Origin of the sequence: Actinomadura sp. NPDC049753, assembly GCF_040674655.1 — a bacterium.
Taxonomy (GTDB): Bacteria; Actinomycetota; Actinomycetes; order Streptosporangiales; family Streptosporangiaceae; genus Spirillospora; species Spirillospora verrucosospora.
The window spans coordinates 66,500-88,751 of the sequence record NZ_JBFARL010000006.1 but is presented as its reverse complement, the minus strand read 5'-3'; the positions used below and the strand labels follow the sequence as shown (position 1 = coordinate 88,751).

General features: G+C 72.3%; 25 protein-coding genes. 16 read left to right on the top strand and 9 right to left on the bottom strand.

Features of this window, described 5'->3' with window-relative positions:
• Positions 1 to 132: 132 nt before the first annotated feature.
• Both AB0K37_RS03455 and AB0K37_RS03450 read left to right on the top strand, forming a co-directional pair.
• Complete coding sequence (locus AB0K37_RS03455) at positions 133 to 789, top strand: hypothetical protein (RefSeq protein ID WP_363974109.1); 657 nt, start codon at positions 133 to 135, stop codon at positions 787 to 789.
• A gap of 115 nt (positions 790 to 904) precedes the next feature.
• Positions 905 to 2,563, top strand: a complete 1,659-nt coding sequence (locus AB0K37_RS03450) for a catalase (protein WP_363974106.1) — start codon at positions 905 to 907, stop codon at positions 2,561 to 2,563.
• Here AB0K37_RS03450 and AB0K37_RS03445 read toward each other — a convergent pair.
• Positions 2,560 to 3,012: a hypothetical protein gene (locus tag AB0K37_RS03445; protein WP_363974103.1), complete on the bottom strand. Its 453-nt coding sequence runs from the start codon at positions 3,010 to 3,012 to the stop codon at positions 2,560 to 2,562. The genes AB0K37_RS03450 and AB0K37_RS03445 overlap by 4 nt on opposite strands.
• Positions 3,013 to 3,148: 136 nt before the next feature.
• Positions 3,149 to 4,267, bottom strand: a complete 1,119-nt coding sequence (locus tag AB0K37_RS03440) for a diaminopropionate ammonia-lyase (RefSeq protein WP_363974100.1) — start codon at positions 4,265 to 4,267, stop codon at positions 3,149 to 3,151.
• Between the two features lie 88 nt (positions 4,268 to 4,355).
• Between AB0K37_RS03440 and AB0K37_RS03435 the strand changes: the two genes are divergently transcribed.
• The 4 genes from AB0K37_RS03435 (at position 4,356) to AB0K37_RS03420 (ending at position 6,531) form a co-directional block, all read left to right on the top strand.
• Positions 4,356 to 5,261, top strand: coding sequence for a LysR family transcriptional regulator (locus AB0K37_RS03435; protein WP_363974097.1), 906 nt, complete (start codon positions 4,356 to 4,358; stop codon positions 5,259 to 5,261).
• Positions 5,262 to 5,385: 124 nt separating this feature from the next.
• The gene (locus AB0K37_RS03430) at positions 5,386 to 5,658 is read left to right on the top strand and encodes a hypothetical protein (protein WP_363974094.1); all 273 of its coding nucleotides are present in this window, start codon (positions 5,386 to 5,388) and stop codon (positions 5,656 to 5,658) included.
• A gap of 13 nt (positions 5,659 to 5,671) precedes the next feature.
• Entirely contained in the window at positions 5,672 to 5,815 is a 144-nt protein-coding gene (locus AB0K37_RS03425; RefSeq protein WP_363974091.1) for a hypothetical protein, read from the top strand.
• Between the two features lie 203 nt (positions 5,816 to 6,018).
• Complete coding sequence (locus tag AB0K37_RS03420; protein WP_363974089.1) at positions 6,019 to 6,531, top strand: hypothetical protein; 513 nt, start codon at positions 6,019 to 6,021, stop codon at positions 6,529 to 6,531.
• A gap of 87 nt (positions 6,532 to 6,618) precedes the next feature.
• Here AB0K37_RS03420 and AB0K37_RS03415 read toward each other — a convergent pair whose 3' ends face one another.
• On the bottom strand, positions 6,619 to 6,849 hold the full coding sequence (locus tag AB0K37_RS03415; RefSeq protein ID WP_089310719.1) for a hypothetical protein: 231 nt from the start codon (positions 6,847 to 6,849) through the stop codon (positions 6,619 to 6,621).
• A gap of 128 nt (positions 6,850 to 6,977) precedes the next feature.
• Between AB0K37_RS03415 and AB0K37_RS03410 the strand changes: the two genes are divergently transcribed.
• Together AB0K37_RS03410 and AB0K37_RS03405 are read left to right on the top strand one after the other, a co-directional pair.
• Entirely contained in the window at positions 6,978 to 7,751 is a 774-nt protein-coding gene (locus AB0K37_RS03410; protein ID WP_363974086.1) for a MerR family transcriptional regulator, read from the top strand.
• A gap of 68 nt (positions 7,752 to 7,819) precedes the next feature.
• The gene (locus tag AB0K37_RS03405) at positions 7,820 to 8,683 is read left to right on the top strand and encodes a serine hydrolase (RefSeq protein WP_363974084.1); all 864 of its coding nucleotides are present in this window, start codon (positions 7,820 to 7,822) and stop codon (positions 8,681 to 8,683) included.
• Between the two features lie 28 nt (positions 8,684 to 8,711).
• Here AB0K37_RS03405 and AB0K37_RS03400 read toward each other — a convergent pair whose 3' ends face one another.
• Entirely contained in the window at positions 8,712 to 9,200 is a 489-nt protein-coding gene (locus AB0K37_RS03400; protein ID WP_363974081.1) for a MarR family winged helix-turn-helix transcriptional regulator, read from the bottom strand.
• A gap of 63 nt (positions 9,201 to 9,263) precedes the next feature.
• On the opposite strand from AB0K37_RS03400, the gene AB0K37_RS03395 reads away from it, so the two are divergent.
• The 3 genes from AB0K37_RS03395 to AB0K37_RS03385 all read left to right on the top strand — a co-directional run bounded on the left by AB0K37_RS03395 (position 9,264) and on the right by AB0K37_RS03385 (position 12,330).
• Complete coding sequence (locus tag AB0K37_RS03395; RefSeq protein ID WP_363974078.1) at positions 9,264 to 9,644, top strand: hypothetical protein; 381 nt, start codon at positions 9,264 to 9,266, stop codon at positions 9,642 to 9,644.
• 46 nt (positions 9,645 to 9,690) lie between these two features.
• A complete protein-coding gene (locus AB0K37_RS03390; RefSeq protein ID WP_363974075.1) occupies positions 9,691 to 11,454 on the top strand; it encodes a prolyl oligopeptidase family serine peptidase in 1,764 nt (587 codons plus the stop codon).
• A gap of 177 nt (positions 11,455 to 11,631) precedes the next feature.
• Complete coding sequence (locus tag AB0K37_RS03385) at positions 11,632 to 12,330, top strand: hypothetical protein (RefSeq protein WP_363974072.1); 699 nt, start codon at positions 11,632 to 11,634, stop codon at positions 12,328 to 12,330.
• Here AB0K37_RS03385 and AB0K37_RS03380 read toward each other — a convergent pair.
• Positions 12,308 to 12,976, bottom strand: a complete 669-nt coding sequence (locus AB0K37_RS03380; RefSeq protein WP_363974069.1) for a TetR family transcriptional regulator — start codon at positions 12,974 to 12,976, stop codon at positions 12,308 to 12,310. The genes AB0K37_RS03385 and AB0K37_RS03380 overlap by 23 nt on opposite strands.
• 92 nt (positions 12,977 to 13,068) lie before the next feature.
• Between AB0K37_RS03380 and AB0K37_RS03375 the strand changes: the two genes are divergently transcribed.
• The gene (locus AB0K37_RS03375; protein ID WP_363974066.1) at positions 13,069 to 13,488 is read left to right on the top strand and encodes a nuclear transport factor 2 family protein; all 420 of its coding nucleotides are present in this window, start codon (positions 13,069 to 13,071) and stop codon (positions 13,486 to 13,488) included.
• Here the strand turns inward: AB0K37_RS03375 and AB0K37_RS03370 are convergent.
• Both AB0K37_RS03370 and AB0K37_RS03365 read right to left on the bottom strand, forming a co-directional pair.
• Positions 13,478 to 14,572, bottom strand: coding sequence for an aspartate-semialdehyde dehydrogenase (locus AB0K37_RS03370; RefSeq protein ID WP_363974063.1), 1,095 nt, complete (start codon positions 14,570 to 14,572; stop codon positions 13,478 to 13,480). The two genes, AB0K37_RS03375 and AB0K37_RS03370, sit on opposite strands and share 11 nt — an antisense overlap.
• 176 nt (positions 14,573 to 14,748) lie before the next feature.
• Entirely contained in the window at positions 14,749 to 16,023 is a 1,275-nt protein-coding gene (locus tag AB0K37_RS03365) for an aspartate kinase (protein ID WP_363974060.1), read from the bottom strand.
• Positions 16,024 to 16,342: 319 nt separating this feature from the next.
• On the opposite strand from AB0K37_RS03365, the gene AB0K37_RS03360 reads away from it, so the two are divergent.
• The 3 genes from AB0K37_RS03360 (at position 16,343) to AB0K37_RS03350 (ending at position 19,184) form a co-directional block, all read left to right on the top strand.
• Complete coding sequence (locus tag AB0K37_RS03360; RefSeq protein WP_363974057.1) at positions 16,343 to 17,362, top strand: hypothetical protein; 1,020 nt, start codon at positions 16,343 to 16,345, stop codon at positions 17,360 to 17,362.
• Between the two features lie 381 nt (positions 17,363 to 17,743).
• A complete protein-coding gene (locus AB0K37_RS03355) occupies positions 17,744 to 18,910 on the top strand; it encodes a hypothetical protein (RefSeq protein WP_363974054.1) in 1,167 nt (388 codons plus the stop codon).
• A 13-nt stretch (positions 18,911 to 18,923) separates the two neighbouring features.
• Positions 18,924 to 19,184, top strand: a complete 261-nt coding sequence (locus tag AB0K37_RS03350; protein ID WP_363974051.1) for a peptidoglycan-binding domain-containing protein — start codon at positions 18,924 to 18,926, stop codon at positions 19,182 to 19,184.
• Positions 19,185 to 19,256: 72 nt separating this feature from the next.
• Here the strand turns inward: AB0K37_RS03350 and AB0K37_RS03345 are convergent, their stop codons facing one another.
• Entirely contained in the window at positions 19,257 to 20,699 is a 1,443-nt protein-coding gene (locus AB0K37_RS03345) for an MFS transporter (protein WP_363974048.1), read from the bottom strand.
• 92 nt (positions 20,700 to 20,791) lie between these two features.
• Here AB0K37_RS03345 and AB0K37_RS03340 point away from each other — a divergent pair, with 92 nt between their 5' ends.
• Positions 20,792 to 21,286 carry a helix-turn-helix domain-containing protein gene (locus AB0K37_RS03340; RefSeq protein WP_363974046.1) on the top strand — a complete coding sequence of 165 codons (495 nt, stop codon included), beginning with the start codon at positions 20,792 to 20,794 and terminating at the stop codon, positions 21,284 to 21,286.
• An 81-nt stretch (positions 21,287 to 21,367) separates the two neighbouring features.
• Here AB0K37_RS03340 and AB0K37_RS03335 read toward each other — a convergent pair whose 3' ends face one another.
• A complete protein-coding gene (locus AB0K37_RS03335) occupies positions 21,368 to 22,216 on the bottom strand; it encodes an LLM class flavin-dependent oxidoreductase (protein WP_363974043.1) in 849 nt (282 codons plus the stop codon).
• Between the last annotated feature and the right edge of the window lie 36 nt (positions 22,217 to 22,252).

The window sequence follows — 22,252 nt, the reverse complement described above, 5'->3', positions numbered from 1 at the left end:
AGACGCGCAGGCCCGCGACCTCGCGGGTCTCGCCGTCCAGGACGATGGCGTTCTTCTTCCGCCCGACGGCCTTCTGGGTCTCCTTGGAGTCGTGGGCTGGCGCCGCGGCGGGACGGGATCGGCGCGGAGCTGGTGGACCTGGCGGCGCGCAACGACCTGTCGAGCTACGAGGTGCTCGGTCATCTCGTCCGGCTCCAGGCCCGCGCCGCGCTCGGCGACTTCGGCGGGGCCGACCGGCACGCGGACGCCGCCGACCGCCTCGCCGAACGGCACGAGCGTCCGCTGGTCGGCGTGTTCACGACCTGGTACCGGGCGCTGCGGCTCGCGGCGTCCGGCGAGGCGTCGTTCGAGGAGGCCGAGAGCGCCTACCGGGATGCGGCCGCGCACATGGAGGGGTGCGGCATGCCCGGTTTGGAGGACGGGTTGCTGCCGCTCGCCCTCCTCTGCCTGCGCGTCCGGCACCGGCTGCCCGCCCAGACCGGGCCCGCCGACTGGGGGCCGTACCTGCCCTGGGCCCGGCCTTTGGTGCTGCTGGCGCGCGAACGTCCCGGCGAGGCCGCCGCGGCGCTGCGGGACGTCCCCGACCCCCCGCGGGACCTGCTGTTCGAAGCCCTGTGGTGCCTCACCGCGCAGGCCGCCATCGCGGTGGGCGACCGTGCGGCGATGCGGCGCGCGCACGACGAACTCGTCCCGGCCGCGGGCGAATTGGCGGGCGCGCAGAGCGGGCTGCTCACCCTGGGCCCGGTCTCCAGGCACTTGGACGACCTCGCCGCCGCGCTCGCCGAATGACCTGGCCTCGCCGGATGACGTCGAGCTCGCCGGGCAGGGTTTACCTGGTGCGGACCTTCCCCTGTCCCCCGCCGGGTAGAGCGCCAGCGAGAGCGGGTGAGAGGAGACAGGCGTCGTGACGGACGTTGCGAGCATGGGGCCACAGCCGGGGGACGACCGTCCGGTGCTGACCAACCGGCAGGGCCACCCGGTGTACGACAACCAGAACCAGCGGACGGTGGGCTCTCGGGGCCCGGCCACCCTGGAGAACTACCAGTTCCTTGAGAAGATCAGCCATTTCGATCGGGAGCGCATCCCCGAGCGGGTCGTCCACGCGCGCGGCGTGACCGCGTACGGGTTCTTCGAGGCGTACGGGAAATGGGGCGACGAGCCGATCGCGAACTACACCCGCGCCAAGCTGTTCCAGGGTGAGGGCAAGCGCACGCCCATCGCGCTGCGGTTCTCCACGGTCATCGGCGGGCGCGACTCGGCGGAGACGGCGCGCGACCCGCGCGGGTTCGCCATCAAGTTCTACACCGAGGACGGCAACTGGGACCTCGTCGGCAACAACCTGGCGGTCTTCTTCATCCGGGACGCCATCAAGTTCCCCGACGTCATCCACGCCCTCAAGCCCGATCCGGTGACGTTCCGGCAGGAGCCGGCGCGCATCTTCGACTTCATGTCGCAGACGCCCGAGTCGATGCACATGCTCGTCAACCTGTTCAGCCCGCGCGGGATCCCGGCCGGCTACCGGCACATGCAGGGCTTCGGCGTGAACACCTACAAGTGGGTTAACCAGGCAGGCGAGACCAAGCTCGTGAAGTACCACTGGATGCCGAAGCAGGGCGTGCGCAGCATGACGGCGGAGGACGCCGCGGCGGTGCAGGCCGGCGACCTCGGGCACGCGACGAGGGACCTCCACCAGGCCATCGACCGCGGGGAGTTCCCGGAGTGGGAGCTGGTCGTCCAGGTGATGGACGACCACGAGCACCCGGAGCTGGACTTCGATCCCCTCGACGACACGAAGGTGTGGCCGGAGAACGACTTCCCGCCGAAGCCGGTCGGACGGATCGTGCTCGACCGGAACGTCGAGGACAACTTCGCCGAGAACGAGCAGATCTCGTTCGGCACCGGCGTCCTGGTCGACGGACTCGACTTCTCCGACGACAAGATGCTCGTCGGACGGACGTTCTCCTACAGCGACACCCAGCGCCACCGGGTCGGCCCGAACTACCTCCAGCTGCCCGTCAACCGGGCCAAGGGCGCCCATGTGCGGACGAATCAGCGCGACGGGCAGATGACGTACCACGTGGACGCCGGAGGGGCGAACCCCCACGTGAACTACGAGCCGTCCATCACCGGGGGCCTGCGCGAGGGCGAGTACCCGACGCACGACGAGCAGGGCCCGGAGATCACGGGGCGCCTCACCCGCAAGCGCATCGCCCGCGCGAACGACTACAAGCAGGCGGGCCAGCGCTACCTGCTCATGGAGGAGTGGGAGCGCGACGACCTGGTGCGCAACTTCGTCGAGCTGATCTCGCAGTGCGCGCGTCCCGTCCAGGAGCGCATGGTGTGGCACTTCCTGCTCGTCGAGGACGATCTCGGGCTGCGCGTCGGCCGGGGGCTCGGCATCTCCGCCGACGACGTCAGGAACCTCGGCCCGCTGCCCGGGCAGGACCTCACCGACGAGGACCAGCAGCGGCTGAAGAACCTCGGCCAGAACGGTCCGCGGGACGTCGACGGCCTGAGGATGACGCACTGCGTGCCGAACGAGAGGGCCGTCCGGCGCCGCTAGTTCTCGGAGACGAGGGTGCGGAGGCGGCGCGTCCCGGCGCGCCGCCCGGCCCGGCGGTGGCCCTCGACGGCGGCCTGGACGATGCGGCCCTCGGCGCTGAACGCGTGCTCCATGACGGTGATGTACTCGGCCGTGGGCGGGTAGAGGCCGGCGGCGGCGCCGGCCGTCCGGCGGATCAGGACGCGGGCGCCGGTGCGCAGCGCGGACTCGAAGTGCCGGACGTCGTGCCCCGCGCGGGCCTGGCTGGCGCCGAGGGCGCGGAACGCGTCGAGCACGGCGGCCGTCTCCCGGGCGCCGGTGTAGGCGGCGAGGGCGTCCCGGACGAGGGCGAGGATCTCGCGCGCCCGCAGGTGCGTGTAGGCGGGGACGCGCTCGGCGATCTCTCCGGCGACCTCCGCGGTGATCTCTTCGAGGCGGTCGGCGAGGAACTGGTCCAGAGTGGGCTGCATGGCGCGTCCCCTCTCGTTGCTCGTCCCCGGGCGCGACCGGGAGCGTTGGCCGAGAGCACACCGATCCAGGCGGATGCGGCGACATTATGTTACCGGCGCGTAGGTCAGCTGCGCTGCCCCCTTTTCCGAAATGTCGTTATGCGGGGTTAGCGGCTCGTCCCTCCGTGGCCAGGAGGACGACCGTTTCCCCGTGACCGGACGCGAGGAGCGGGCGGCGGTCCGGCGCCAGCGCGGCACGGGCACCGGCGAGGGAGGCGGCGCCGCACGGGCCGGCCGCGACTCCGAGGCGGGCCAGGTCGCGCGCCGCGCGGGCCGTGGATGCGTCGGTGACCGCTACGGCGGCGTCCAGGCCGGCGCGTAGGACGGGCCAAGCGAGCGTCGACGGAGTTGCGCAGTTCAACCCCGCCATGATGGTCGGCCGTGTCCTGACGGTCAGCGGCCGGTCCTGGTGGAGGCTCGCCAAAACGCAGGGCGCCGCATCGGGTTCAACAGAGAGCAACGTGGGAGCGGACCGCCCGGACCGGTAATGGGTCACAGCAGCCTGGGCCAGCGACCCCACACCCACTGGAATGGCCACAAGGCCCGCTGGGGCGGCCCCCGCCTCAGCGAGTTGTTCGTCTATCTCCGTGAAGAGGGTGGAGTAGCCCTCGACTATCCATTGCGGCACCTGTTCGTAACCAGGCCATGCGGTGTCCTGGACGAGCAGCGCCGAATGGCCGGCGGCCGCGGCATCGGCGGCGGCCCGCACAGCCTCGTCGTAGGGCGCCGGTATCTCGGTCACGGCCGCGCCCTCCGCCTTGATCGCCGCCACCGCCTCGGGGTGGACGCCGTGCGGAACGCAGACCTCCGCCGGCAGCCCCAGCAGCCGGGCCATCGCCGCGACCGCGCGGCCGTGGTTGCCGTCCGTCGCCGTCACGAGCCGGACGTCCGGCCGCGCCGACCGCAGAGCGGCGAGGGACGTCCCGCCGGGCGCGAGACCCAGCCGGTCGCAGAGCGCCCGGTGGACGCCCCACGAGGCGCCGAGGATCTTGAAGGCGGGCAGGCCGAGGCGCGCCGACTCGTCCTTGACGAACAGCCGCCGGGCGCCGAGTTCGGCCGCGAGGGACGGCAGCTCGACGAGCGGCGTCGCGGCGTGACCAGGGAGCGTCCGGTGGAAGGCGGCCACGTCGCCCGGCGCGGGCGGGCACGTCCAGTGACGCGCGGCCGGACGGGCGAACCAGGACGAACGGGCTAGCGAGGCGGGGGCCGTGACCATGGCGAACACCGTCCCGCGCCGGAGTCCGATCGGTCCAGCGAATGTTTCCGAGCGATAATCGTCACCCAAGCCGATGAATGGAGCGGCCATGCTGGACCTGCACCGGCTCCGGCTCCTGCGCGAGCTGAAGCACCGGGGGACGCTCGCCGCCGTCGCCGAGGCCCTCTCCTACAGCCCGTCCTCGATCTCGCAGCAGCTGTCCGTCCTGGAGAAGGAGGCCGGGGTGCAGCTGCTGGAACCGGTGGGCCGCCGCGTCCGGCTGACCGCGCAGGCCGAGATCCTCGTCGCGCACACCGAGGCGGTGCTGGAGCGCCTCGAACGCGCGGAGGCCGACCTCGCCGCGTCCCTGCGCGGGATCGCGGGGGTGCTGCGGGTCGCCGCGTTCCAGACGGCCGCGCTCGCGCTCGTCCCGGACGCGCTCAGCGCGCTGCGCGACGCCCATCCGCGGCTCCGGATCGAGGTCACGCAGCGGGAGCCGGAGAGCGCCCTGCCCGCCCTGCTCGCGCGCGACTTCGACCTGGTGATCACCGAGGAGTATCCGGGCGACCCGAGCCCCCGCCCGGCGGGCGTCGACCACGAGGGGCTCGGGACGGACGAGATCCGCCTCGCGCTCCCCGCGCGGTCGCCGGGCGCGGGCCTGCGCGACCTGGCGGAGAGCCCATGGGTGATGGAGCCGGAGGGCACGGCGTCCCGGCGGTGGGCGACGCGGCTGTGCCGGGAGGCGGGGTTCGAGCCGGACGTGCGCTTCGAGTCGACCGACCTGCTGCTGCATCTGCGGCTGGTCGAGCGCGGCCACGCCGCCGCGCTGCTCCCGGGCCTGGTCTGGCAGGACGGCCCACCCGCAGTGCCCGTCGTCGAGCTGCCGGAGGAGCACCGCACACGCCGCCTGTTCACGGCGTCCCGCCGGGGAGGCGGCTCCCACCCGGCCGTACGCGCCTTCCGCGAAGCCCTCACGGACGCCTTCTCGCCCCGCTCCCAAGGCCGCTCAGGGTGACCCCGGGGGGGAAACTCCACCGTGATTAGGGGTTTTCCCCTATGGCGATGAATTCGTGCGGGAGGCAGAGTCGTAATCAGCAGAAGGGTGACGAGGAAGTCTCCCGCAGGAAGAAGGCACTCCGATGTCGACCATGCCGAGCTTCACCTCGATGAACGCGTCCGACCTCGCCGAGATCCTGTTCACCTCCCCGCTGCAGGAGTCCGACCGTCCCTCCGCCGAGCAGGTCCGCACCGCGATCAACGACCGGTTCGGGGCCTGCGGCGGGGACGTCTCCCGCTGGATCGCCGCCGTCGCCCAGGAGGCCGGCGACCATCCGGACGCCTACCTGGCCCGGATGCGCTGGGCTCTGACCAGCGTGTACGCGGCCTATCCCGACCTGACAACCGCCGCCTGATCCGGGAGGGATCATGCGTTCACCGTTCGCCGACCGCCGCGAGGACATCCTCCCCCGCTCGCTCGCCGACCTGCTCGCCGCCGAGGCGTCCCGCGCCGAGGACGAGACGACCCGGCGCCGGCAGCGCCGCACCATGACAGCGCGGCGCGTCACATAGCCGCCGCGGTTCGGTGCCTCCGTGTGATCAGCCCGGGCCGCCTCCCGTGTACCCGCGGGCCCGGCGAGATCCTCTCCTCGTATTGGGGCCCGGCCTGAGCCGGACGGGGCCCTAGGGCCCTGAAATGCGGCACCCGATCCTTCCTAGCGTGTTCTCACCTGGAAGAACGCGTGGAGGGACGGGGCTCGATGAGGCGACGAATCGTGGAAATCGCCGCAGGCGGCGCAGCGTGCAGCGCCATAACGGCCGCCCTGATGTTCTTCTCTGGTTTCCAGGGGCACGGGGAAGTGACGAGCAGCGCCTCGCAAACCGGGGTCACGGCCGGTTCCGGAGCGCGAGCCCGGAACGCGCCGTCCTTCCAGCCCGAGGTCGCGAAGAACAAATGCGTTCTGCGCTCCTGGCGCCCGACCGTCCGCGGGAAGGGCGCGGCCGCCGAGGTCGTCGGCTACGGCAGCATCATCTGCGACAAGCCCGGATACATCACCGTCGAGGTGTCGCTCTGCAAGCGCGGACCGGTCGGCGGCTGGGCCTGCAACACGGGCCAGAACTCGTACGTCCCCAAGAAATGGGGGGCGTATCTGCAGGTCAAGGCGACGATCCCGTGCGACTGGACCTCGGGCCGGGAGACCTACCGGACCGCAGTCGCCGGAGGTGTCATCCAGAGCTGGGATACGCACCAGAAGAGTGAGGACGCGCGGCTCCGATGCCCCCGCTGAGCCACGGCCATTCTGCCCCGGCCGGTTCGTCCGTCCGGGGCCGTCTCGGCTTCCGGGCCGCCGTCTCGGCGGACGGCCCGCCGGAGGTCAGTGGCGCGACTTGGTCTTCTTGACCGTCTTGTGCTTGGACGACTTCTTCTTGTGGCCTCCGCCGTCCGACTCCCACTCGTACCCGGGGGTGTTGTTCTTGCAGAAGCGGTCGCTCACCTTCGTGTCGGTCGCATCGTGCTCGCACCACCGGTCCTGACCGCAGGCGGTCAGCCCGAACGCGGCGACCAGACCGACGAGCGCGAGGGCCGCGGAACGGGTTTTCAGCATCTTTCGCCTTTCTTTCCGGCAGGGGGCGTCGGCAACGACGGGGATCTGACGTGCGCGACCGCACCGGCGTTCCGTCGCCGCACGATACGGGACGTGGCCGGGACCGGCCGCGAACTATGCTGGCCGCCGTGAGCGAAGAGCCGACGGAGGAACAGGGCGGCCACCCCGGCGCCGGGGCCCGCGAGTACCGCATCGGCGAACTCGCCACGGCCGCCGGGGTCCCGGTGCGGACCCTGCGGTACTACCAGGAGCGCAAGCTGCTGCCGCCGCCACGCCGCGTGGGGCGCATCGGCCTGTACTCCGAGGACCACCTGGCACGCCTCCGCATGATCGGGAACCTGCTGGACCGCGGTCACACCCTGGAGGGCATCCGCGAGCTGCTGGCCGCCTGGGAGCAGGGCCGCGACATCGGCACCGTCCTCGGCGTCGAGAAGGCGGTCACGACCCCGTGGTCGAACGAGGTCCCGGTGACGATGACGCTGGACGAGCTGGCCGCGCTGTTCCCCGGCGAGGTCGGTCCGGAGGCCGTCGAGCGGGCCGTCGCGCTCGGGCACATCGAGGTGGACGGCGACCGCGTCACCCACTGGAGCCGCCGCCAGCTCGACGCCACGGTGACGCTGGTGCGGGCGGGGGTGCCGCTCGACGCCGTGCTCGCGGCCGGCCAGGAGCTCCAGCGCAGCATGGACGACCTCGCCGCGATGTTCGTCCGGCTGATCACGACGCACGTCGTCGGGCGGCTGGACGAGGCCGTCGACGACCGGCACCTCGGGGCCCTCACCGAGACCATCGCCCGGCTGCGCTCCGGCGCCCAGGTCACGGTCGATGCCGGCTTCGCCCGGGCCATGGACCGGCAGGTCCGCGCCGCGATCGACGAGCTGCTCGGCGGCCTGGCCACTCCCTGAGCGCTCCTTTACCGAAGCGCGGCCCCGGGATGGCCCGTCCCGGATTTCGTGATCAATAGCGTGGCCGGATGGCACGATCCATCGCCGCGCTCGCGCTCGCGGCCGCGCTGCTGCCGACCGCCGCGCCTGCCCGGGCCGCGGCCCCGGACGGCCCCTGCTCGTCGGTCCGGCATCCGAAGGCCGCCGACCGGCTCGGCGCGCGGATCAGGCAGGCGCTGCGCGGCCGCGCCGGGACCGAGTCCGTCGCCGTGTACGACCGCCGGCGCGGCATCCGCTGCGCGGTCGCGGCAGGGCGGCGCTACGACTCGGCGAGCGTCGTCAAGGTCACGGTCCTGGGCGCGCTGCTTCGCCGGGCGGCCGACGAGGACCGCCCGCTGACGGCGGCCGAGAGGCTCCGGGCCCGCAGGATGATCATCCGCTCGGACAACCGCGCGACGTCCGACCTGTGGCGCTCGGTGGGACGTGCCCGCATCGCGGACTTCATCGACCGGGCCGGCATGGACCAGACCGAACTGGACCCGGACGGCCACTGGGGACTCACCCAGATCACCGCGCACGACGAGATCGAACTGCTGAGGCGGCTCACCACGCCGAACGCGCTCCTGCCCACCAGGGCCCGCGCCTACGCGCTGAGGCTGATGCACGAGGTCGTCCCGGCGCAGCGGTGGGGCACCCCGGCGGGACGTCCCCCGGGGGTCGCCTGGCACATGAAGAACGGCTGGCTGCCCCGCCCAGAGAGGCGCTGGCGCGTCCACAGCATCGGGAGTTTCGACGGGCACGGCGAGGACTACATGATCGTCGTCCTCACGCAGGACACCCCGTCCATGGCCTACGGGATCGCCACCATCGAACGGGTGGCCCGCACCGTCCACCACACCCTGGCCGGCACGAAGCACCTGACGCCGCACGGCCGTACGCGGAAAGCCCTCTGACCGGCGCCGGGCCAGGCGAAGGCGACCGCTACCCCGGATCGGCATCCTGACGCTCGGCGGTGCCCTGCTCCAAGGCGGCCTCATAAGCCCGCAGGGCGCTGATGACCGTGGCGCGCTCGGTGGGTGCGAGGTCGCGCATGACGCGCTCCCAGGCGGAGGCGCTGCCGGAGAGCCATTCGCCGATCGGCGCGGTGAAGGCGGGGGCGATGGCGACGATGCGGCGGCGGCGGTCGGCGGGGTCGGCGGTGCGCTCCAGGACGCCCGGCCGCGACAGGTCGCTCACCATGAGGCTGACGGTCGTCGGGGCGACCTCCAGCCGGGCGGCCAGTTCGTTGACGCTGGCCGGGCCGTCGTACTCCAGGTGGGCCAGCAGCGCGAGATGGCGCGGCGCCAGGTCGAGGCCCTGGAGCGCCGGCGGAATGGGCAGGCGCTTGGCGCGGCCGACGAGCCGCGGCATGAGCAGCAGCAGGGTGCGGACGGCCTCGTCGACGGCCGGACCGCCCGAGTCGGTGGACATCGGCGCCCTCCCCAGTTATCTTTGAATTCAAAGGCTTTGAGGCCAAAGAGAACGGGGACCACTGTGCCGCATCTGACCGCCCATCTGCCAGAAGACAGGCTGGCGGGCCACGAATCCGAGCTCGTCACCGCGCTGACCGAGGCGATCGTCGGCGTCTACGGCGAATGGGCCCGCGGGCTCGTGGGCATCCGCCTGTCCGGCGTCCCCGCCGGCCGCTTCGCTCAGGGCGGGAAGGCCGTGGACACGAACGTCTCGCTGGTCATGGGCGTCCGCGCCGCCGCCTTCGACCGTCCCGACGCCGCCGAGATCAGCGCGAACCTGGCCGCCGCCCTCACCGACGCGATCACCGCCGTCCTCGGCGAGGACCTCCGCCCCGGCACCATGGTCGAACTGGTGCCCTCCCCCCAGGAGCTCACCTTCGTCGCCGGCGTCCCCGCCCCCTGACCCGTCCCCTCCATGACAGCGCGGAAGGCTCGGCGATACTGGGGGGATGGTCGACGACGAGCGCTGGAAGGCGCGTTTCCGGGCCGCGCGGATCAGCCTGCCCCGATGGGCGCGTGACGCCCCGAGCCGCAGCATCTACCGCTCCAACGTGAGCGGGACTTGGGAGATCTACACCTGGGACCGCGAGACGGGTGAGCAGCGCCAGGTGACCGACCGCCCCAACGGGACCTGGGCCGGAACCGTCGACCCGTCCGGCGAGTGGGTGTGGTGGTTCGCCGACACGGACGGCGACGAGTTCGGCGTGTGGAAGCGCGTCCCGTTCGGGGAGGCCGGCGGCGTTCCGGCCGTTCCCGAGCTGGAGCCGTCGTATCCGTCGGGGCTGGCGCTGGGCCGCAGCGGCCTCGCCGTGATCGGACGGACGACGGGGGAGGGCAACACCGTCCACCTGTGCCGGGCGGGCGCCGCGCCGGAGGTGATCTACCACCACGCGGAGGACGCCCACGTCGCCGACGTCTCGCGGGACGAGTCCCTGATCGCGATCGGGCACAGCGAGCACGGCGACAGCCGCCACATGGCGCTGCGGGTCGTGCGGCAGGACGGCTCCCCGGTGGCCGACCTGTGGGACGGGCCGGGCAAGGGCGTCTACGGCGCCGGGTTCGCCCCGGTCGACGGCGATCCGCGGCTCCTGGTCCACCACGAGCGGCGCGGGCGGGAGGAGATGCTCATCTGGGACCCGATCGCGGGCACCGAGCAGGAGATCGTCCTCGACCTGCCCGGCGAGATCGGCGCGACCTGGTACCCGGACGGGGCCGCGCTGCTGGTCTCCCACTCGCACGAGGCGCGCGACGAGCTGTACCGCTACGACCTGACCGACGGGGACCTGACCAGGATCGACACGCCGCGCGGGGTGCTCGGCGGGGCGGACGTCCGGCCGGATGGGACCGTCGAGTTCTTCTGGTCGTCGGCCGCCGAGCCGCCGGTGATCCGCTCGACGTCCGGCGCGGTCGTGCTCGCCCCGCCCGGGCCCGCGGCGCCGCCGTCCGTCCCGGTCGAGGACGTGTGGGTGGACGGCCCGGCCGGCCGCATCCACGCGCTGGTCAGCAAGCCGGAAGGGGACCGCCCCTACCCGACCGTCTTCGACGTCCACGGCGGGCCGACCGCGCAGGACGACGACTCCTTCGCCCCCGCCGTCGCCGCGTGGGTCGACCATGGTTTCGCGGTCGTCCGCGTCAACTACCGGGGCTCGACCGGCTACGGCTCCGAATGGCGCGACGCCATCGAGGGGCGCGTCGGCATCACCGAACTGGAGGACATCAAGGCCGTCCGCGACTGGGCGGTCGAGTCGGGCCTCGCCGACCCGGCGCGGCTGGTGCTGACCGGGGGGTCATGGGGAGGGTTCCTCACCCTGCTCGGGATCGGCACGCAGCCGGACGACTGGAGCGTCGCGGTCGCGGCCGTTCCGGTGGCCGACTACGTCGCCGCGTTCGAGGACGAGATGGAGGGCCTGCAGGCGTTCGACCGGTCCCTGTTCGGCGGTTCGCCGGAGGAGGTGCCGGAGCGGTACCGCGAGTCGTCCCCCATCACCTACGTCGAGCAGGTCAAGGCGCCGGTGCTGGTCCTGGCGGGGGAGAACGACCCGCGCTGCCCCATCCGGCAGATCGACAACTACCTGGCGCGGCTCACGGAGCTGGGGCACCCGCACGAGGTGTACCGGTACGACGCGGGCCACGGCTCCCTCGTCGTCGAGGAGCGCATCACCCAGATGGCCGCCGAGATCGACTTCGCCCGGAAACATCTCGGCATGTCGTGATCTTTTTCCGGGCCGGGCGGGCCGCCGCGCCCGGCCCGGGTTTACAAGATCGACCCTTCGGGCATCCCTCCGATCGGCCGAACGCACCACCGGTCCAGCGAGGACCGGCTCTCGCCCCCCGGACGTCACCGATCGGGGGGATCGCCCATGCCACGGCCGTGCAGCGTCCACTGCGCCATGCCGTCGAGGTGCGGCCGGGCGCCCGGCATCGCCGGTCATCCGGCCTTCCGCCGGGCGGCCGCGGCGACCGCGCTCGCCATCGCCGCCACGACGCTCGCGCTCGCCTCTCCCCGCGCGTCCGCCGCGACCCGCCCTCCCCCCGGCCCGCCTCCTGTGTCCGACGCCGGCCCGCCGGCCTCTGCCGGGCGCCTGTTCGCCCCGGCGCCCGCGCCCCGGCCCGAGACCGGGTCGCCGGCCGCGCGGACGCGGACCGTCCCGCCGCGCGACGATTCGCCGGACCTGCCGAGCTCGCAGCGCCTGGACCAGCAGTTCGCCGAGTACGCGCTGCGGGCGAGCGGCATCGGCTGGCACTCCTCCGGCGGCTGCTCCGACCGGACGGTGCGGACCTGCACCTCCTTCGAGGGCATCCGGTGGGGGACGATCAGGAGCCTGATCGAGTTCGCGGAGTCGAGCGGCTGCGAGATCGTCGTCACCGGCGGAACCGAGCACGGGCACGCGGGCGGCGCCTACAGCCACGCCAACGGCTACAAGGTCGACATCGCGACCGGAGCCTGCGTCGACGAGGCGGTGCGGCGCTACCCGTTCACCGGCGTGCGGGGGGACGGCGCGCGGCTCCACCGGTCTCCCGAGGGCGTCGTCTTCGCCCGCGAGAAGGACCACTGGGACATCACGATCAGGCGCGGACCTCGCGGATGATGCCCACCAGCTCGCGGGTCACCGACTTGAAGCCGGGGATGCGCGACATCGCGACCATGCGGTTGACCAGCGGGACCGTCCGCTCCACGAGGAGGTAGGTCTTGCGGCAGCCGGGCGAGCTGTCGTGCACCCAGTACAGCACGATGCCCATCGAGTAGATCCACAGCAGTTCGGGCAGCTCCGCCCGGAACTCCTTGTCGATCTTCAGGTCGGAGCCCTCGACGACCTCGCGGTAGATCGCCACCGCCGAGTCGCGGGCGGGCCCGGACTCGGCGCTGAACGGGTTGAGCGGGCTGGTCGGCTCGGCGGCGAACTTGAAGAACTTCCCGGCGAACTCGTGGTACGGGACCATCGTGTCGACCCGGGCCTTGAGGACGCCCAGCAGCCGGGGCGCGAACTCGCGCTCGGTGTCCAGGACGGCCCTGCAGGCGGCGACGTGCTCGTCCTGCAGTTCGTCGTAGTACGCCTGGATCAGCTCTTCCTTGGACCCGAAGTAGTAGTAGGCGTTGCCGACCGAGACACCCGCCTCCTTGGCGATCGCCCGCATGGTCGTCTGCTCGTATCCCCGCTCCCGGAACAGGCGCAGCGCCGTTTCGACGATCAGGGCGCGCGTCTGCTCGGACTTCACGGCCTTCGTCTCGGTCACGCATGCCACCCTAAGCCCGAGTACGGCCTCCCGCTCATGGCGCCGCCCGCCGCGCGGCGCAACCCGGCGACCGCGCCCGGTGTTCCCCGAGCATGACCGATGCCCTGGAAGCCCTCGAACGTTTCTACGCCGCCGAGGCGGACTACCTCGCCGCCGGCGGCCCCGGCAAGGGGGACTTCTCCGTGATGGCCGCCCATCTCGCCCCGGACGTCGTGATGTACCAGGCGCCCAGCCTCCCCTACGGCGGGACGTGGCGCGGCCACGACGGCATGGAGCGGTTCATGGCCGTGATGAGCGAGCTGTGGTCGGACCTGACGTTCCGCGAGCAGCGCTACGCGGTGGACGGCGAGACGGTGACGGTCCGCAACGACTGCGTCTTCCGGGCCCGCGCGACCGGGCGGGAGGTCGACACGTCCGTCCTGCAGTGGATCACGGTGCGGGACGGCCTGGTCAGCGAGTTCCGCCCCTTCTACCTGGACACCTCCGCCGTCCTCGCGGCCCTCAGGGGGTGAGCTCGGCGGCGACCAGCTCGGCGATCTGGGCGGTGTTGAGCGCGGCGCCGTTGCGGAGGTTGTCGCCGCAGAGGAAGAGGTCGAGCGCCCTCGGATCGTCCAGCGAGCGCCGCACCCGCCCCACCCAGGCGGGGTCGGTGCCGACGACGTCCGCGGGCGTCGGGAACTCCTGCGTCTCCGGGTTGTCGCACAGGACGACGCCGGGCGACCCGGCGAGGACGGCCTGCGCCTCGCGCTGGTCGACCCGGTCCTCGAACACCGCGTGGACCGACAGCGAGTGCGCCGTGACCACCGGGACGCGGACGCAGGTCGCCGTCACCCGCAGGTCGCGCAGGCCGAGCACCTTCCTCGCCTCCTCCCGGATCTGGAGCTCCTCCGAGCTCCAGCCGCCGCCGCGCACCTCGCCCGCCCACGGCACGACGTTCATCGCGAGCGGCGCCGGGAACGGCCCGAGCTCGCCCACCGCGCCGCGCAGGTCGCCCGCGCGGTTGCCGAGCGCGCGGTCGCCGCCGACCTTCTCCATCTGCTCGTACAGCGTGTCGACGCCCTCCACCCCCGCGCCCGACGCGGCCTGGTAGGACGACACGACGAGCTCCCGCAGCCCGTACCGCTGGTGCAGCGCGCCGACCACCGTGATCAACGAGAGCGTGGTGCAGCCGGGGCTCGCGACGATCCCGCGGGGACGCCGGCGCACCCGCTCCGGGTTCACCTCCGGGACGACGAGCGGCACGTCCGGCGCCATCCGGAACGCCCCGGAGTTGTCGACCGCCACGGCGCCGCGGTCCGTCGCGACCGGCACCCACCGCGCGGCCACCGCGTCGGGCACTCCGAACACCGCGATGTCGACGCCGTCGAACACCTCGGGCGACAGCGCCGCCACCCGGGCCTCCGCGCCCCGCAGCGGCAGCGTCCGCCCCGCCGACCGGGGCGAGGCGACCAGCCGGATCTCCCCGTACACGTCGCGGCGGGTGGACAGCAGGTCGATCATCACGGTCCCGACGGCCCCCGTGGCTCCGACGACGGCGAGCGTCGGCCCGTCCGTCCCGCTGGTCCTCGCGCCGGCCGGCCGGGCATTCAGGGCCATGGTCGCGCCACCCTCTCGCCGTCGAGTCGTGTCCGCACGTCCAACTCCCGCCGTATGCGGGCGGTTCCCTGAACGACCCTGCCACCGGGGGCCGCCGGCATCAGCGTCATGTGCCACAGGACGGGCGCGGCGAAGCGGGCCGCACGCAAACCCGTGCGGCCCGCTTCGGCGTGCGGTCAGCGGCCGGTGCCCCCGTAGACGACGGCCTCGACCTGCTCGGCGTCCAGGTCGAACGCGCGGTGCGCGGCGGCGACGGCGGTGTCGATGTCGTCCTGGGCGACGACGACCGAGATCCGGATCTCCGAGGTGGAGATCATCTCGATGTTCACGCCGGCCTCGGCGATCGCGCCGAACAGCGACGCGGTGACGCCCGGGTGCGAGCGCATCCCGGCGCCGATCAGCGACACCTTGCCGATGCGGTCGTCGTACCGCAGCGACTCGAAGCCGATCTTCTCCTTGACCTTGTTCAGCGCGGTGAGGGCGCTCTGCCCGTCGGTGGACGGCAGCGTGAACGAGATGTCGGTGCGCCCGGTGGACGCCGCCGACACGTTCTGCACGATCATGTCGATGTTGATCTCGGCCTCGGACAGCACCGTGAAGATCGTGGCGGCCTCACCGACCTTGTCGGGCACCCCGACCACGGTGATCTTGGCCTCGCTCCGGTCGTGCGCGACGCCGGAGATGATCGCCTGCTCCATGTCCTGTCCTTCGATCTCGCTGCTGTCGACGACCCACGTGCCCACCTTCTGGCTGAACGAGGACCGCACGTGGATCGGGATGTTGTAGCGGCGCGCGTACTCCACGCAGCGCAGATGCAGGATCTTCGCCCCGCTGGCCGCCATCTCCAGCATCTCCTCGTAGGAGATCTTCGGGATCTTGCGGGCGGCGGTCACGATGCGCGGGTCGGCGGTGAAGACGCCGTCGACGTCGGAGTAGATCTCGCAGACGTCGGCGTCCAGCGCCGCCGCGAGCGCGACGGCCGTGGTGTCGGAGCCGCCGCGGCCGAGCGTCGTGATGTCCTTGGTCCCCTGCGAGACGCCCTGGAATCCGGCCACGATGCAGATCGAGCCGCCGTCCAGCGCGGTCCGGATCCGTCCCGGCGTCACATCGATGATTTTGGCTTTGCCGTGCGAGCCGTCGGTGATCACACCGGCCTGGGAGCCGGTGAACGAGCGGGCCTCGTGGCCCAGGTTCGCGATGGCCATGGCCAGCAGCGCCATCGAGATCCGCTCGCCGGCGGTGAGCAGCATGTCAAGCTCACGGCCGGGCGGCAGGGGGCTGACCTGCTTGGCCATGTCGATGAGGTCATCCGTCGTGTCGCCCATGGCGGAGACCACGACGACCACGTCGTTGCCCGCCTTCTTCGTTGCGACGATGCGCTGGGCGACCCGCTTGACGCCTTCGGCGTCGGCGACGGAGGAGCCACCGTACTTCTGCACGACAAGAGCCACGAGTGGGCGCTCCTCGGATCGGGGTCGGGCGTTCGTGGTCATCGAGTCTACAGAGGCGGAGCCCATGGATCACGACCAGGTAACTGTCCCGCCCGCGGCGGCCCGCCGGACGCGGCCGCCCGCCGGGCGCGGCCGCCCTCCCCGGCCCGGCCTCCGGGCCCGGCGGGCGGGGGGCTCATCAGGCCGGGAGATCGGGGCTCGGGCCGGGGGATGAAAGCGCGGGTCTCCTCGTGCACATCGCCGGCCGGTTATTACGAGTGTCTGACGTGCGGCTTCCCGGCCTGGCGGATCGACCCCCGTTGATCTTTGGATAGCGATCATGGCAAACCTCTCCCGGGCGGCCGTGGGCCGCCGCGCCGCCGTGCTGGCCGCCGCACCGCTCCTGTTCGGCCTGGCGACGCCCCTCGCCGCGCAGGCGGCGGCCGTCGCCGTCGAGTCGACGAGCGTCACACCGTCCACCATCAGCGCGGGGCAGGAGGCCCTCCAGAAGGTCACCCTGACCGAGCCCGCGCCCGCCGGCGGAACCGTCGTCGAGCTGCGCGACCTGACCGAGTTCGGGGACCCGAACTACGCCAGGTCGACCGGGCGCAAGGTCACCGTGCCGGAGGGCGAACAGACCGTCACCTTCCCGATCCGGGTGGAATCGGAGGACAAGACGACCGTCACCCGCCTCCAGGCGTCCGCCAACGGGAGCGCGGCGGAAACGGCCGTCACCGTGGTGCCGCCGGACTGGCGCGAGCAAGGGGTGACGAACTTCTGGGTCAAGCAGCAGTACGGGCAGGCGATCGCGGTGACCGGCACGACGGTCACCGGCACCGTGCGCATCCAGTCACCGGCGCCCGTCGGCGGGCTCGCCGTCGACATCCGCAACGACCCGACCTGGAACGGAACCGCCTACTCCGCGCCCTACGTCGTCGTGCCCGCGGGCGCCACCAGCGCCACGTTCCCGATCAGCGTCTCGGCCGACAGGAGCCCGCGCTACGTCGGGATGAAGGCGGACCTCGGCAACAACGTGATGACCTCCAGCCTGATCGGAGTGCCCAAGCAGTTCTCCGTCGGCCAGGTCAGGGAGATCCGGAACACGCCCGGCTACTGGCCGAACTACGGCGTGGTGGGACTCGGCGACATCTGGCACCCGTTCGGCGCCGTGATCAAGCTGACGAGCGACACTCCGGGCGTCACCGTCCCGCCCGAGCTGCAGCTGTCGTCCTCCGACGTCGGACGGAGCTTCCCCATCGGGGTGGACCCGTCGGTCCCGATCGGGACGAAGGTGAAGATCACCGCCACCTGGGTGCTCGGCCCGTCCCCGGTGACCACTGAGATCACCATTCAGGACTGACCGCCCGGGGCCCGGCCCGTCGATGCCGTCACCGTCGATCGCCGGTGCCCATCCCACCGGATGGCGCCGGCGTCGCAGGGGGACGACCACCCCCGCTGGAGAGCGGCTGGGCGGGCGGTATTCAGAGGCTTTCGCGGGGCGTCACCACCTGGTGGCGCGGCCTTGCGAAGCGGGCCGGGCGGTATGGACGACCGTGGCGCAGAATGTACGCGCCATGGATTCCTGATGGCCGGCGCGCGCGAAAAACTCGGAAGTGAGGGCGGTACAGCGGGCGAATGCCATACCGAGGGGGTGCCAATGTGGCACTGGCTATCGCGGATGCGCGAATCCCATTCGACTAAGAGATTCCATCAGCGGGCCAATTGGGTTCTCTGTGAGGGCGTGCACGCCAACGTCCGGGAACTGAACGCCCAACTGCCCCCCAAGGACATGCGTCCGCGCTCCGCGGAGCAGGCGCAACTCATCTCGAACGCGTTCATGGCCTTGGACAACGCCAGCCGCGTCATCCACGCCTATGAGGATTCCCGAGGCCGAGGGACGACACAGGTTGACGCAGCTCAAATGCACGTCAATTCCGCACGCACCATGTGGTTGCGGACACTCCCTCCTGAGGACCTCATACCCCACCTGCCGGACCTGTTCTCCATCATCAAGCAGCATCTCCCCCCGGACGACACTCGCCGGGTCGCCGCCGAGAAGACCGTGTGGCAACTGCAACGCGCGGGTTGGGCGGAGCCGTCCGCAGGCGATGGGGCAGGCCGGCACCGCTGGAGGACGGTGACGCGCGGCGCCGACCGTTCCACGTCTTCCACGGTCCCTCAGTTGGCGACCGTCCTGGACGCGGTCGACGCCGCACGAGAGGCTTCCCTGCGGGAGAGGCTGCGTGCCGTGAATTTCGCGCGGATCGTCCGGGGGGCGGCCGCCGCATTGTTCTTCCTCGCGGTCGGCCTCGCCGTGGCCGGGGCCGTCTGGAAATCGGCCGCGCCCCTGTGCTTTACGCCTGCCGGTAAGATCGCGTGCCCCAGCAGAACCGAAGACCTCACATCCGTCAACTCGCTCGGCTCGGTGGCCTCCCGGGGGGACTACGCCATCGTCGAGATCGCCGGTCTGACGGCGGCCTGCATCGCGGCGGCCACCGCTCTGCGAAAGGTTCGGGGCTCCACGGCCAACTACGGAATTCCCGTGGCGCTGGCCTTGCTGAAACTGCCCACGGGGGCACTGGTGGCCGTGCTCGGGATCATGCTTCTGCGCGGCCAGATCGTGCCGGGGCTGAGTGCCCTGGACTCGTCGGGCCAGATCATCGCTTGGGCGGTTCTGTTCGGCTATTCGCAGGAACTGTTCACCAACTTCGTGGACAAGCAGGGCCGCCAGATATTGGAAGGCGTGCACGGCACCGCCGATCCGAAGACGCCTCGGGAGTCCTCCCCCTCGGAGGCCGCGGCGGCGGCCACGGCCGCGGTGACGGCGCCGGTGATTCCGGCGCCGGGGACCAGCGGCGACGGCGGCCGGCTGGCCGCAAGCACGAAGAGCGAAATCACCAATCCATGAGGAGGGGATCAGAATGACCCAGCAAAGCGTGCAGGAAGCAGTCCACGCTCCGCCTTGGCCGGGTCGGTTCCTCGCCCTGATGAAGGGCGACGACGTCCGCACCTGGCAGGACAAGATGCGCAAGCGCGGCTGGACGAGCCTCACGGTCGACGGCATCTACGGCACCCACTCGGAGGAGGTCTGCGCGGCCTTCCAGAAGGAGAAGGGGCTGCACGTCGACGGCATCGTCGGACCGCAGACCTGGGAGGCGACCTGGAAGGCGCCGATCACGTAGCGCCCTCCGCGCCGCCATCGGGCGGGCGTGCCGGTCACGGCACGCCCGCCCTTCGATTCCTCTCGTCCGGCCCTAGACGGCGGTCTTGATGGGGGCCTCTGCCGGTTCGGTCGCCCTCGCGGGACGGGTTCGGAGGCCGAACGCCGTGATCAGGGCGGCGGCGACGGCCGCGGCGAAGGGGACGGCCAGGGCCGTTCGCAGAGCGTCGAGGCGGGCTTCGGGGGAGCCGTCGCCGCCGAGCGCCGCGACCTGGACGGCCGTCACGGCGGAAAGGCCGAGGGCCGTGCCGAACTGGATCGCCGTGTAGAGCAGGCCGCCCGCCAGGCCGTGCTCGCTCTCGTCGACGCCGTCCGTGGCCGCCATCGTCAGCGGGCCGTAGGCCAGGGAGAACGCCAGGCCGAGCAGCGCCATGATCGGGAACATGGCGGCGTAGGCCCAGTCGAGCCCGACCGGCAGGAAGAGCCCGTAGGCGACGGCCGCGAGGACGATGCCGCCGAACAGCACCCGCGGGTTGCCGAAGCGGTTCACCAGGCGCGGGGTCAGCGTCGGCGCGAGCACGGTGTCGACGCCGATGACGAGCATGGCCAGACCCGTCTGCCAGGTCGTCCAGCCCCGCAGCTCCTGCAGGTACAGGGTCATCAGGAACTGGAAGCCGGCGAAGGCGCCGATGAACAGCAGCGCGCTCGCGTCCGTCCGGACGAGGGCGGCCGACCGCAGGACACCGAGCCGGACGAGCGGGCTGGGCGACCGGCGCTCGATCACGGTGAACGCGGCGAGAAGGAGCAGGCCCGCGGCGAAGATCCCGGCGGTCAGCACGGTGCCCTCGCCAGGGTGCTCCAGCCGGACGACCCCGTAGACGAGGAGCAGCATGGCGCCCGTGACGGCGAACGCGCCCGGCAGGTCGAAGTCGCGGGGCCCCCTCCGCGGCCCGGCGGCGTCCGGGTCGGCGACCAGCGGGACGGCCGCCGCCAGCAGCAGCGCCGACAGGATGACCGGCGCGAAGAACACCCAGCGCCAGCCGAGCGACGTCAGCAGGCCGCCGGCGACGAGGCCGAGCGAGAAGCCGCCCGCGGCCGTCCCCGCGTAGACGCCGAGCGCACGGGTGCGCGCCGGCCCGGCCGGGAACGCGGCGGTCACCAGCGCGAGCCCCGCCGGGGCCATGAACGCCGACGCGACGCCGGTGACGAACCGCGCGACCAGCAGCATCCAGCCCTCGGTGGCGAGGCCGCCGAGTCCCGAGAACACCAGGAAGACCGCCAGCCAGAACAGGAAGACCCGGCGCCGGCCCAGCAGGTCGGCGGCGCGCCCGCCGAGCAGCATGAACCCGCCGTAGCCGAGCACGTAGGCGCTGATGACGCCGCTCAGCATCCCTGTCGACAACCCCAGGTCCGCCCGGATCGACGGCAGCGCGACGTTGAGCATCGCCACGTCGATCCCCTCCAGGAAGACCGCACCGCACAGGACCATCAGCGACGCCCAGGCGCGGCCGTCCATGCGGGACGCGGATGTGGACATGACCCGGCTCCTCTCCTTCGAGGCACCGGTTCCCCTGATGGATGCCGGTTCCCTCTTGTTACCGGCAGCATCGTCCGACACCATCGGGAGGCATGGAAGACGGAACTTTCGCGTCCCCCGGTTACTGCGGGGTCACCGCCGCCGACGAGGACGTTCTGCAGTGGGACACCCGCAACGACTGCGAGGTCCGGCAGATCCTCGACCGCGTCGCGGACAAGTGGTCCCTGCTCGTCATCGCGCTGCTCGACCAGCGCTCCCTGCGCTTCACCGAGCTCCGCCGCCGGATCGACGGCATCAGCCAGCGGATGCTCGCGCGGACGCTCCGGCACCTCGAACGGGACGGGCTCGTCAGCCGCACCGTCCACCCGACCGTCCCGCCGCGCGTCGACTACGCGCTCACGCCGATGGGCGCGACGCTGCACGCGACGATCCGGTCGCTCGTCGTGTGGACGGAGGAGCACCAGAGCGCGATCGCCGCCGCCCGGACCGCCTACGACGCCCGCGTCGAAGCCGAACGGCGGGTGGCCGAGCAGGAGGCCGCCGAACGCGACGCCGTGGCCCGCGACGTCCTCGCCTACCGCCGCTGACCGCGCGGCGCGCGAGGATCACCGCCCGTCCGGTGCAGCGGGCGGGTTCCGCGGCGGGCCCGCTCGGCCGGGGCCGCAGCCCTACAGCGCAGGCGGGCCCTGCTCGATGCGGCGCAGGACGGGTTCGAGGCGCTCGTTCTCCTCGGTGCCGATGATCCGGCGCTCGTCCCACCAGGTGGCGCCCGCGTCGGCCAGCGGGCCGACCAGGTCGCGGGCGTCGGCGGGGCTGGCGCCGCCGACGACGATCTCGAAGGGCCCGTCGCCCTCCCGGTGCCGCCGGACGTAGGCGGCCAGGTCGCGGACGTCCTCCACGGCGGGCGCGCGGCCGTGGGAGCCGGGACCGAACAGCGGGACGGCGCCGTCCCAGCGGGCGGCCCGCCGCATCGGCCGCCGGTTGGGCCAGAAGCCGGCGATCCACACCGGCGGCCGCGGCCGCTGCGCCGTCGCCGGCAGCAGCGCCACGTCGTCGGCCCGGTAGTGGCGCCCGTGATGGGTGACCGGTTCGCCGGACCAGTAGCGTTCGAGCAGGCCGAGCCCCTCGTCCAGGCGCTCGGCCAGAAGGGCGGGGTCGGTGGGCTCGCCGAACGCCCCGTACTCGTCGGCGACCGGACCGCCGAGGCCCGCCGCGAAGACGACCCGGCCGCCGCTCAGGACGTCCAGCGTGGCGACCTGGCGGGCCAGCTGCTGCGGACGCCGCCGCGGGACCGGCGTGACCAGCGTGCCGAGCCTGATCCGGCGGGTCGCCAGCGCCGCCGCCGTCAGCAGCATCCACGGATCGCCGAAGGACTTGCGATCGCTCTTCACATGGACGACGTGGTCCCACACGAACAGCCCGTCCCACCCGGCCTGCTCCGCCGCCTCGGCGACGCGCGCGACGGTCCTCGGGTCGGCGAAGTCGCCGAAGTTCGGAATGTTGATCGAATATCGCACCCCCGCATGCTGCGCCCTCCCCCGCCGCCGCGGCAA

What these genes read in the sequence shown, in the direction of transcription:
- AB0K37_RS03425 (WP_363974091.1), top strand. Translation starts at nt 5,672, where the DNA reads ATGCGTTCACCGTTCGCCGACCGCCGCGAGGACATCCTCCCCCGCTCG.
- AB0K37_RS03445 (WP_363974103.1), bottom strand. Translation starts at nt 3,012, where the DNA reads ATGCAGCCCACTCTGGACCAGTTCCTCGCCGACCGCCTCGAAGAGATC.
- AB0K37_RS03345 (WP_363974048.1), bottom strand. Translation starts at nt 20,699, where the DNA reads ATGTCCACATCCGCGTCCCGCATGGACGGCCGCGCCTGGGCGTCGCTG.
- AB0K37_RS03415 (WP_089310719.1), bottom strand. Translation starts at nt 6,849, where the DNA reads ATGCTGAAAACCCGTTCCGCGGCCCTCGCGCTCGTCGGTCTGGTCGCC.
- AB0K37_RS03405 (WP_363974084.1), top strand. Translation starts at nt 7,820, where the DNA reads ATGGCACGATCCATCGCCGCGCTCGCGCTCGCGGCCGCGCTGCTGCCG.
- AB0K37_RS03430 (WP_363974094.1), top strand. Translation starts at nt 5,386, where the DNA reads ATGTCGACCATGCCGAGCTTCACCTCGATGAACGCGTCCGACCTCGCC.
- AB0K37_RS03385 (WP_363974072.1), top strand. Translation starts at nt 11,632, where the DNA reads ATGCCGTCGAGGTGCGGCCGGGCGCCCGGCATCGCCGGTCATCCGGCC.
- AB0K37_RS03435 (WP_363974097.1), top strand. Translation starts at nt 4,356, where the DNA reads ATGCTGGACCTGCACCGGCTCCGGCTCCTGCGCGAGCTGAAGCACCGG.
- AB0K37_RS03370 (WP_363974063.1), bottom strand. Translation starts at nt 14,572, where the DNA reads ATGGCCCTGAATGCCCGGCCGGCCGGCGCGAGGACCAGCGGGACGGAC.
- AB0K37_RS03390 (WP_363974075.1), top strand. Translation starts at nt 9,691, where the DNA reads ATGGTCGACGACGAGCGCTGGAAGGCGCGTTTCCGGGCCGCGCGGATC.
- AB0K37_RS03440 (WP_363974100.1), bottom strand. Translation starts at nt 4,267, where the DNA reads ATGGTCACGGCCCCCGCCTCGCTAGCCCGTTCGTCCTGGTTCGCCCGT.
- AB0K37_RS03360 (WP_363974057.1), top strand. Translation starts at nt 16,343, where the DNA reads ATGGCAAACCTCTCCCGGGCGGCCGTGGGCCGCCGCGCCGCCGTGCTG.
- AB0K37_RS03400 (WP_363974081.1), bottom strand. Translation starts at nt 9,200, where the DNA reads ATGTCCACCGACTCGGGCGGTCCGGCCGTCGACGAGGCCGTCCGCACC.
- AB0K37_RS03340 (WP_363974046.1), top strand. Translation starts at nt 20,792, where the DNA reads ATGGAAGACGGAACTTTCGCGTCCCCCGGTTACTGCGGGGTCACCGCC.
- AB0K37_RS03375 (WP_363974066.1), top strand. Translation starts at nt 13,069, where the DNA reads ATGACCGATGCCCTGGAAGCCCTCGAACGTTTCTACGCCGCCGAGGCG.
- AB0K37_RS03350 (WP_363974051.1), top strand. Translation starts at nt 18,924, where the DNA reads ATGACCCAGCAAAGCGTGCAGGAAGCAGTCCACGCTCCGCCTTGGCCG.